At 64.0% G+C, this 10,266-nt stretch carries 8 protein-coding genes; 6 read left to right on the top strand and 2 right to left on the bottom strand.

What is annotated here, in order from left to right:
- Both JOZ79_RS03825 and JOZ79_RS03820 read left to right on the top strand, forming a co-directional pair.
- On the top strand, positions 1 to 3,223 hold a 3,223-nt coding region (locus JOZ79_RS03825), incomplete at its 5' end, for an amidohydrolase family protein (RefSeq protein WP_294070824.1).
- A complete protein-coding gene (locus JOZ79_RS03820; protein ID WP_294070822.1) occupies positions 3,220 to 3,648 on the top strand; it encodes a hypothetical protein in 429 nt (142 codons plus the stop codon). The genes JOZ79_RS03825 and JOZ79_RS03820, both read left to right, overlap by 4 nt.
- Positions 3,649 to 3,712: 64 nt before the next feature.
- Here JOZ79_RS03820 and JOZ79_RS03815 read toward each other — a convergent pair whose 3' ends face one another.
- The gene (locus tag JOZ79_RS03815; RefSeq protein ID WP_294070819.1) at positions 3,713 to 5,134 is read right to left on the bottom strand and encodes a hypothetical protein; all 1,422 of its coding nucleotides are present in this window, start codon (positions 5,132 to 5,134) and stop codon (positions 3,713 to 3,715) included.
- A gap of 175 nt (positions 5,135 to 5,309) precedes the next feature.
- Between JOZ79_RS03815 and clpP the strand changes: the two genes are divergently transcribed.
- Together clpP and JOZ79_RS03805 are read left to right on the top strand one after the other, a co-directional pair.
- The gene (clpP, locus tag JOZ79_RS03810) at positions 5,310 to 5,966 is read left to right on the top strand and encodes an ATP-dependent Clp endopeptidase proteolytic subunit ClpP (RefSeq protein WP_294070816.1); all 657 of its coding nucleotides are present in this window, start codon (positions 5,310 to 5,312) and stop codon (positions 5,964 to 5,966) included.
- 239 nt (positions 5,967 to 6,205) lie between these two features.
- Complete coding sequence (locus JOZ79_RS03805) at positions 6,206 to 6,961, top strand: DUF5131 family protein (RefSeq protein ID WP_294070813.1); 756 nt, start codon at positions 6,206 to 6,208, stop codon at positions 6,959 to 6,961.
- Here the strand turns inward: JOZ79_RS03805 and tcmP are convergent.
- Positions 6,918 to 7,835, bottom strand: coding sequence for a three-Cys-motif partner protein TcmP (tcmP, locus tag JOZ79_RS03800; RefSeq protein WP_294070810.1), 918 nt, complete (start codon positions 7,833 to 7,835; stop codon positions 6,918 to 6,920). The genes JOZ79_RS03805 and tcmP overlap by 44 nt on opposite strands.
- Before the next feature lie 279 nt (positions 7,836 to 8,114).
- On the opposite strand from tcmP, the gene JOZ79_RS03795 reads away from it, so the two are divergent.
- Both JOZ79_RS03795 and recA read left to right on the top strand, forming a co-directional pair.
- Positions 8,115 to 8,738: a hypothetical protein gene (locus JOZ79_RS03795; RefSeq protein ID WP_294070806.1), complete on the top strand. Its 624-nt coding sequence runs from the start codon at positions 8,115 to 8,117 to the stop codon at positions 8,736 to 8,738.
- Positions 8,739 to 8,987: 249 nt separating this feature from the next.
- Positions 8,988 to 10,073: a recombinase RecA gene (gene recA / locus JOZ79_RS03790; RefSeq protein ID WP_294070803.1), complete on the top strand. Its 1,086-nt coding sequence runs from the start codon at positions 8,988 to 8,990 to the stop codon at positions 10,071 to 10,073.
- The last annotated feature ends 193 nt before the right edge of the window (positions 10,074 to 10,266 follow it).

Below are 10,266 nucleotides of genomic sequence, written 5' to 3'. Positions count from 1 at the left end.
GGCCTGCGCGGCTCCGCCCTCTTCGGCGCTGCCGATGGAACCCGCGCGCGAGATTGCCTTCCGGACGCAGGAAGGGACTTGGCTCTCGCCCGACCTGTCGCCGGACGGGCGCAGGATCGTGTTCGAGCTCTTGGGCGACCTCTACGTGATGGACGCACGCGGCGGCGCCGCGCATCCGATCGCAACCGGCATGCCGTTCGACTCCCAGCCGATCTTCTCGCCCGACGGCGAGCGCGTCGCATTCGTCAGCGACCGGTCGGGGACCGAGAATGTCTGGATTGCAGGCATCGACGGCCGCAATCCCCGTCCAGTGACCCAGCTGACCGGCGACGCGATCCTGACATCGCCGAGCTGGAGTGCCGACGGAAAGACGATCTACGTCTCGCGCTTCCATCCCGACTACGTCGCGTTCGAGCTATTGAGCGTGCCGCTCGCGACCGGCCAGCCGCATGTCATCGTGCCGGTCAGCGGTGACCAATCGAGCAGCACTGTCGGCGCGGAAGCGTCGAAGGACGGGCGCTGGCTCTATTATGCGTCGCAGGTCGGAACGAAGGACAGCACCCCGCCCGCGTGGGTCATCCGCCGGCGCAATCTCGCAACCGGGGCCGAGGAGACGCTGGTCGAGCCACCGCGAAGCTATCGCCCCGACCTCGTGCTCGGCACCTTCTTCCGGCCTCTGCCGTCGCCCGACGGCAAGCTGCTGGTGTACGCGACACGCTATGGGCCGCAGATGTGGCTGCGCGTGCTCGACCTGCGGACCCATGACGACCGTTGGCTGGTCAAGCTGACCGAGCATGACGAGCTCGAAAGCGCCGCCTGGCGCGACTTCGCGCCGCATTATGCCTTCACGCCCGACAGCCGCGCGCTGGTCGTCAACAATGGCGGAGCGCTCCAGCGTGTGTCGCTCACCGACGGCGCGGAGACGAACATTCCCTTCTCCGCGGACGTGCGGGTCCCGCTCGGTCCCCTGAACCGGCCCGTGATCCGTGAGGACACGGGCCCCGTGCATGCCCGCATCATCCAGTGGCCGGTCGCCTCGCCGGATGGCAAGCGCCTGGCTTTTTCGGCGCTTGGGCAGATCTACACGATGGATCTGACCGCGCGCGGGCAGCCGCGACGGCTCACTCGCGATTCCTTTGGAGAGTTCCAGCCGAGCTGGTCGCCGGACGGCCGCTCCATCATCTACGTGCGATGGACTGCGCGCGCTGGCGGTCAGATCTATCGCGTCGACGCCGAGGGAAGTCGCCCGCCGGTTCGGATCACCCGCACCTCGGCTTATTACACCAGCCCGGTCCTAACGCCGGACGGGCGCACCATCGTCGTCGAACGATCGAGCAATTACGTCCGCATGCACCGCTACATGGAATATGGCCCGCTGCGCGACGCGGAGCTCGTCCTCATGCCGGCGTCGGGCGGTGAGCAGCGCGTGATTGCCCAGGGTTCGATGGGTGGAACGCCGCACTTCGGCCCCGACGGGGCCGAAGTCCTGATGCTGTTCGACGACGGCCTCAACGCGGTGAAGCTCGACGGCAGCGGCCGGCGCTTGCTTGTGCAGGTGACAGGGCCGGGATATTATTTCCTGCCCGGCCGGGCTCCCGTCGACGACCTCCGGCTCAGTCCCGACGGCCAGTGGTTGCTCGCCCAGACTGCTCAACAGCTGTTCCTGATCGGGCGGCCAGCGAAGGACGGGACGACGATCGACCTCGCTTCGCCAGGCGTTCCCCACCGCAAGCTGACCGAAGTGGGCGCGGATTTCTTCCAGTGGGGCAGCGACGGTCGCAGCATCGGCTGGGGGTTGGGCTCCAGCTGGTTTTCCCGTCCCCTCGCCGATGTGCACTTGCTGCCGCCGAACAGCGAGTCAGCCACCGCTGATCCCGGAACGCCGGCACGCTGGAATGCCGACGTCGTGATTGCGCGCGCGGACGCCAGCGGCGCGCTGCTGTTTAGAGGAGCGACCGCGATCACGATGGGCGGCAAGGGAACCATCGCCAATGCCGACGTGCTCGTCATCGACGGCCGCATCGCCGCCGTCGGGCAGAGGGGATCGATCCCGCTTCCGGCGGGCGTGCAGGTGCGTGATCTTGCCGGCAAGTATTTGGTGCCCGGCTTCATCGATGATCACGATCACGTTGCCGACATCCGGCGCGGGCAGCTCGACCTCGAGAGCTGGGGCGTGGCGGCCAACCTTGCCTATGGCATCACCACCGCGTTCGACCCGTCGACCCTGTCGATCGACATGCTTGCATACCAGGACCTCATCGACGCTGGACTGATCACCGGATCGCGCATCCGTTCTACAGGACCCGCGCTGTTCTCGTTCAACGCGTTCAGGTCCAAGGAAGAGGTCGACCGCGTGCTCGACCGCTACCGCGACTTCTACCGACTCCGGAATCTCAAGCTGTATCGCACCGGCAACCGCGAGGTGCGGGAGTGGGTGTCGCAAAGCGCTCGCGAGCACGGGCTGCGCGTCACCACCGAGGGCGCCAATTCCGACAAGCTCGACCTCACCCAGGTTCAGGACGGCGTTTCCGGGTCGGAGCATGCGCTGCAGATGACGCCCCTCTACAAGGACGTGGTGCAGCTGATGGCGCGCAGCGGCGTCTCCTACAACACGACGCTGATGATCGAGGGCGGCGGCCAGGACTATTTCGTGGTCGACCGAAAGCCGAACGGCGATCCCAGGCTCAACCGCTTCGCGCCTCGGTTCATCGTCGACATGAAGACGCGCAAGCGCGACTGGCGCGAGCTCGCCGATGACCAATTCCCCGCCTTTGCGACGCAGGCGTTGAAGATCGAGCGCGCTGGCGGGATTGTCGGGATGGGGAGTCACGGCGAAATCCCGGGTCTCGGCTTTCATTGGGAGATGGAGGCGCATGTGATGGGCGGCTGGACGCCCGAAGAAGCGCTGCGCGCCGCGACGCTCGGCTCGGCGGAGGCGATCGGCCGCGAGGCGGACCTCGGCAGCATCGAGCCCGGCAAGATCGCCGACCTCGTCATCCTTGATCGTGATCCTCGCGCGGACATCCGCAATTCTTTGTCGATCGCGTCCGTGATGCAGGGCGGCAAGCTTTATGATGGCTCGACGCTCGATGAGCTGTGGCCCCATGCCCATTCGTTTCCGCGCGCCTGGTATCGCGATGATCGACCCCCGGGCGAGCCAGACCCCGCCGACGGCGCCGTCCTGCTGGCAGCTCAGCCTTCCTCACATGGAGACCCCCGATGAAGTCGCTCACGCTTAGCCTGCTTTGCAGCATTGCCTTGTTCGCGTCGGCACCCGCGTTGGCGCAGGAGGTGCCCGAAGCTCCGGCGACGCAGATCGAAATATACCGGATCGCCCCGGGGCAGCACGAAGCATTCCTCAAGGAAATCGCGCGTTACGACCAGGCGAACCGGATGGCCGGAGTTCCGCCGCGGCAGCTCTATGTCCACAGCGATGGCGCGGACTGGGACTTCATCCTGGTCCAGCCGGCACACTACCCACCGGACAAGCAGGCCGCGCTGGACAAGGCCTGGAAGCAGTTGGGGCTCCCGTCAGGCGCGGATTTCTTCCTGAATTTCCGGCGCTTCATAGCCGATCATACCGACACCGAGGCGATCGGCCCAACCACTGCTGCTGATTACCTGGCAACTCGTCACATGGCCAAGTGACCGACGGAGGATCGGCGAAGGGTTCTGGACCGCCCCGCGCTGATCGCGGTAACGGCGCCGCAATTCAGGGTAGCATTGGCGCTAAGCGGGCGCGCACCCACGAATGCTGGTCGCAGCTCATGGCGGCACGCGTCACTTGCAAGCCGTCGCGTCCGCTTTTTCGGCTGCGGCCCATTGCGGCAGCGAGTCTGCAAATGCCCTCGATCGCTCCGAACGCCAGCATCGGGTAGACGAGGAAGATGTAGCGCGAGACCGGCTGGAACAGTGAATAAGGCACCGCCACCGCGAAGATGTAGAGCAGCGGGATCCAGTAACGCCGGCGGTCGCTGAACAGGCCCAGCGTCAGGCCGATCAGGCCGAGCAGGTCGACGAGCGAGATCGCGACCGATCGCGGCGTGCGCAGTCCCTCCCACTCCGTGAAATACATCTGCCAGGGCTCGGGGAAGAAGAACTCATGGAAATGCCTCAGGCACAGCCGCGCGAAGCCCCACGGATGGGCGGCGACCCAGGCTTCCGTCTGGCGGGCGAGGGCGCGCGAGTAGCGCACTTCGGCGCCGCGCTGCTTGATCAGCGGCTGAAGGCCCGAATTCTGGTCGCCCGGATGAATCTTGTCGAAGCGGTCGTGATAGACATAAGCGGGCGGCCGCGGCCCGTCGGAAAGGGCGGCATCGTGGTTGGCCATCGCGAACTCGAGGCCGAAATTGCTTCGCAGCAGGACCGTCTCGCCGAGCGCCCGCTCGTTCCGGATCGCCCAGGGGACGATCAGCAGCGTCAGGGCCAGCGCCGAGGCAATGCCGAACTGGGCGGCGCGAAGGAATGACAGCCGGCGCAGCGCGACGACGGCCCAGCACAGGTCGACGGCGAGGCCCGCGGACGGGCTGATGAAGAAAGTGATCGCGGACAGGCCGGCGGCGGCCAGCAGCGCCCGCGTGTCGAGCGACCGCCGCTCGTCGAGGCGGACGATCATCAGCAGGTTGATTGCCGCAAGGCAGACGGCGCTGCCGCCTTCCCAGTAACGGAACTCGATGACTTCCTGCGGAACGAACGACGGGACCAGGAGAAGGAGCACGATCCCCCAGCGCTGGACGGCGGCGCTCGCGCCCAGCTGCCGGAAGAGTGCCCGGACCAGGAGGTAGCCGCCGACGACCTGGACCGCGGCCCAGGCGAGCAAGGCCACATTGGCCGCGACGCTTCCGGGTCCGAACGCCCACAGCACTCCGCCCGCGATCATCGGATTGACCGGGAGGAGATGCGCGCTCGGCCCCTGGCCGACGAAATAGGCGTCCCCGAGGACTCCGTGTCGCGCGACGGACAAGGCGGCGCGATAGGCCTCCCCGGCGGTCGGCATGCCGAACAGCCGGCCGTGCGATCGCGCCAGCCAGTACAGTCGAAGGGCAACGCCCGCGATGATCACCAGCGCCGTGAACCGCCACTCTTCGCGGCGCTCCGGGGCTTCGGCCTGGATGTCGGGGAACCTCGCGGACATGTCCATTAACCCTGTCTAGGCGGGAAGCCTTAACAAAGCGTCAGACGGCCCGCGCCGGGACGCGGCCTTCCGCCGCCCGCTTGAACTCCCCGCTGTTCGCGCCGATGTAGGCTGAACTGAAGACCCCCATCGAAGCACCGTTTCGATGGGAACGAACTTAAGGGATCCGCTTCACGTGATTGATCATCAGGACATCGTTTCGCAGCTCGTGCCCATCGTCATCGAGCAGTCCAACCGCGGCGAGCGCAGCTTCGACATCTATTCGCGCCTGCTGCGCGAGCGGATCATCTTCGTCACCGGCGCGGTCGAGGATCACATGGCCTCGCTGATCACCGCCCAATTGCTCTTCCTCGAGTCCGAGAATCCGAAGAAGGACATCTTCATGTACATCAACTCGCCGGGCGGCGTGGTGACGGCCGGCCTCGCGATCCACGACACCATGCAGTACATCCGCCCGAAGGTCAGCACCGTCTGCATCGGCCAGGCCGCCTCGATGGGCAGCTTCCTGCTTGCCGCCGGCGAGCCCGGCATGCGCGTTGCCCTGACCAACAGCCGGATCATGATCCACCAGCCCTCGGGCGGCGCCCAGGGCATGGCCGCCGACATCGAGATCCAGGCCCGCGAGATCCTCCGCATGCGCCAGCGCCTCAACGAGCTCTACGCCAAATACACCGGCCAGCCGCTCGAGGAGATCGAAAAAGCGATGGACCGCGACAAGTTCCTCGAAGCCGACGAGGCGAAGGCCTTCGGCCTGATCGACGAAGTGTTCGACACGCGGCCCGACCAGGGCGCGGATGCCGGCACGGGCGCCGGAGACATCACCCCCGCGTAAGACGCCGAGCGCAGCGCCGCCGACGCGGAGCGTCGCCGAAGCAGCGCGAAGAGCCGTCGCACGCCCGGCCGGCGAGGCGGCGAGCCTCAAGCGAGCCGAACTCGTCCGACGCGGTCACGGGATTTACTCCCGTGACCTGATTTCCCCAATGTTCTGAGTCGCTTAGCGGATCATTTCGTGAACAGCTTGCTAAGGGCCTGATTCTGATAGATTCTTGGGTTGCCGAACTGGAGGTTAGAGTGGCGCAGGCTTCAAGAATCGAATGGACGGACGTCACGTGGAACCCGGTAGCAGGCTGCACGATCGCGAGCGCCGGTTGCTCGAATTGCTATGCAATGAGGATGGCTGCTCGACTAGACGCGATAGGCATCCAAAAATATGTCGGACTGACACGGAAAAGTGGTGGTCGCGCGGTTTGGACTGGCAAAATTGCGCTTGATGTTAAGGCTCTTAGCGCGCCTTATAACTGGCGCAAACCGCGCAAGGTTTTCGTCAATTCTATGTCGGATCTCTTTCATCCCGGTGTGCCGGACGAGTTCATTGCACGCGTCTGGAGAGTGATGACGGAAACCCCTCAGCACACATACCAAGTGCTAACCAAGCGGCCCGATCGTATGCAGAAGCTCCTGACCGATGCTTCGTTCAGTTCGCCGCATAATATTTGGATTGGTACGAGTGTTGAGGACTCCGCTGCGCTGGAAAGAATCGAAGCACTCAGAGCCATACCGGGCTTCATCAAATTCATTTCATTTGAGCCGCTCATTGGGGCCGTGGGGGCGATCAATCTCTCCGAAATTGATTGGGCTATTGTGGGTGGCGAGTCTGGCCCTCGCGCCCGGCCGATAGAGCATGAGTGTGTTCAGCAAATCGAGGATCGTTGTCGCGCTTACGGAACGGCCTTTTTCTTCAAGCAGTGGGGTGGGACGAACAAAAAGGCTGCCGGCAGAACCTTCAACGGTCGAACGTATGACGAGATGCCTGGTTTTGCGCTTTAACGACCGCAGCGTGAAGCTTTTTGATGAGCTCTAGAGCTTTTCCCGAATCGTTGTTGGTCATGCAATAAAGTTGGAAGTAATCCGGTACGTTCCGTACTGTCAGCGGCTTGGGTGACGAAACCCAACAGAAGATCGTCTCAAATCGTTTCTTCGCATATGCGCCGATTGTTTGTAAATTTGCGGCGGTCTCGGATCGGTCAGTCTCCGTACCAAGGAAGTCAGTCTGGCCGGCAATCGGCTTGAAGAAAGCATCGCGCCAGGTCGTCTCTCCAAAGAAACGATCAAGCGCCTCAGCTTTGCCTTGGTCGACGCGATCGAGACGTGGTCCCAGCTGCTGACGAACTGCTTTGGCGGCAAAGAGAAACCACACGTCTAGTCGTTTGGTCTGTGCAATGACTCGAAGCGTGTCCCAAGCAACCTTCATACCGTAGGGATCAAGGAAGACGATTCCTCGCTGCTTCCAAGACGTTTGAGAGCCTGTCCACAACCGATTGCTAACGATTCTGCGAACGCACTCATTTCCGTCGCCGGGAAAAATCTGGATGTCCCGCCCAGCATGTTCGGCAGCCAATTGACGCAGGGCTTGTACATGTTCTGCCTTTGTGTCGGCAAAACGATAATGGCTGAAGTGGGGTTCAATTTCGAGCGCGAGTTTCGCGCTGCCAGCAAATGTATGTATTTTTTCCTCGATCGGTTGGCCGTCCAGTAGACCTCCCGAGAAGCGTTTCTCCTCTCGCTCACCCGAACCCGCAAACGGATCGATATACCAACTTTCAAAAGGCCGGAATTTGAGAGCGGTTTGAAATGCCTTCGCATATCGAGAGACAATATCTAGTTTAGCTTCTGTCCAATCCCCACCAAACAAATGCGACATAAATTATCCGCTTCAGTACGTCGAGCGATCGCCAGCATGACTATTTACTGAAGAACTTCAACTCATGGCTGCTTGGTTGCTGCCCGTCACGGGAGTAAATCCCGTGACGTCGGACGGGTTCGCTCGGCCTTCAGCCTCGCGCCCCGCCGGCCGGCACTCAATGGCTCTTCGCGCTGCCTCCCGATTGCTTCGCAATCGCTCACCTGCGCTCGGCATTTCGTGCTGTCCTACAGCCCCCATCATGCGATACCTGCCTCGCCTCTTTTCTGTGGAGGCACCATGTCCGCACACCCCAATCTCCCCGCCCGCCGGCCGCGTCACGACGGCTGGACCGTTGAGCGCCAGGCCGCGTTCCTGAAAGCGCTGTCGGAATGCGGCTGTGTGACCGACGCGGCGCGGTCGGTCGGGATGACCCGGCAATCCGCCCACAACCTCTACAATCGCCCGTCGGCCGGCGCCTTTCGCCGGGCCTATGACGCGGCGCTCGACTGCTCGCTGCGCCTGGTCGAGGACGGCATGTGGTCGCGGGCGGTGAAGGGCGTGCCGAGGCCGATCTTCTATCAGGGCGAGCAGGTCGGCGAATACCGCCACTTCGACGAGCGGCTGACTATGTTCCTCCTGCGCTATCGCCGGCCGCACCGTTATTATCAGAAGTCGACCATTGCCCCCGTCGTCCATCCGCCCGGCTGGGACGACGACGCCCCCGATCCGGATGAGGCGATCGGCGGCCTTGACTTTCATCTCGAGGATCTGGCGGACGAGGAGGACGGCCCGCCCTCATTGGACGGCGTCAATTTCGTCAACTTTGTTGGCGATAAGGAGGAGCTTGGCAACGCACTTGCCCCTCTCCCCGCGCAGCAGCGGGAGAGGGAGGGGCCCGAAGCGCCAGCTTTGGGAGGGTGAGGGGCCGTCACGGGAATAAATCCCGTGACGTCAGTCGTGTCGGGCGATGCCCGCACGCTGGCCGCCGTTCGCCATCTCTTCGCGCTGGATCACGATCGCTCCGCAATCGTTCGCCTGCGCTCGGTGGCTTAACGCACGTTCCTCTCTTGTTCCGTTAGAACAAATAGGATACGCACACCTCATCAGGGCGGGAGCTCGGCCGCCGGTGAAAGCGGGAATCCGCTTGCATTGACGAGGGAGAACAGGGACATGGCGACGCAGCTCAAGGTCATCGGAAGCGGAGTGGACTTGCAGAACTCGACTACGGATCGCCAGAAGGCGCTCGACGCAGCCCTCGCCCAGATCGATCGCGCCTTCGGCAAGGGCTCGGCAATGAAGCTCGGCAGCCGCGAGAAGATGGAGGTGGAAACCGTCTCCACCGGTTCGCTCGGGCTCGACATCGCGCTCGGCGTCGGCGGCCTGCCGCGCGGCCGGGTCATTGAAATCTACGGGCCGGAGAGCTCGGGCAAGACGACCCTCGCGCTGCATGCGATCGCCGAGGCGCAGCGGACCGGCGGGACCGCGGCCTTTGTCGACGCCGAGCATGCGCTCGATCCCGTCTATGCCCGAAAGCTCGGAGTCGACATCGACGAGCTGATCGTCTCGCAGCCTGATACCGGCGAGCAGGCGCTGGAGATCGTCGATACTCTGGTGCGCTCGAATGCGATCGATGTTCTGGTCGTGGACTCGGTTGCCGCGCTGGTGCCGCGGGCGGAGATCGAGGGCGAGATGGGCGACAGCCATGTCGGCCTCCAGGCCCGGCTGATGAGCCAGGCGCTGCGCAAGCTCACCGGTTCGATCAGCCGCTCGCGCTGCACGGTCATCTTCATTAACCAGGTGCGGATGAAGATCGGCGTCATGTACGGCAATCCGGAGACGACGACGGGCGGCAACGCGCTGAAATTCTACGCTTCCGTCCGCCTCGACATCCGCCGCACCGGCCAGATCAAGGACCGCGACGACATCGTCGGCAACACGACCCGGGTGAAGGTCGTCAAGAACAAGGTCGCGCCGCCGTTCAAGCAGGTCGAGTTCGACATCATGTACGGCGAGGGCGTGTCCAAGGTCGGCGAAATCCTCGATCTCGGCGTCAAGGCCGGGATTGTCGAGAAATCGGGCGCCTGGTTCAGCTACGACTCCGTCCGCATCGGCCAGGGCCGCGAGAACGCCAAGACCTACCTCAAGGAGAATCCCGACGTCGCCGACCGCCTCGAGCGCGCGATCCGGGGCAAGACCGAGGAGGTCGGCGAAGTTCTGATGGTCGGCCCGGACGAGGCGGACGTCGCCGCCGAATAAGGGCCGCGCCGCCGTTCGCGGGGCCTAGGCGGGCTCCTCGACGGCGGCGGGTTGCTCCTCCCTGGCGTCGATCCCGGCGAACAGCCGCTTGGGCTCCGTCAGCACGACGAGCACGAAGCCGCCGACCGCGCAGGCGGCCGTTCCGAGCACGAATGGGACGAGCGTGCCGTTGAACTGCTGGCCGATCAGGAAC

The organism is Sphingomonas sp., assembly GCF_019242355.1.
Classification (GTDB): Bacteria; Pseudomonadota; Alphaproteobacteria; order Sphingomonadales; family Sphingomonadaceae; genus Sphingomicrobium.
This window is presented reverse-complemented; position numbering and strand designations above follow the sequence as displayed.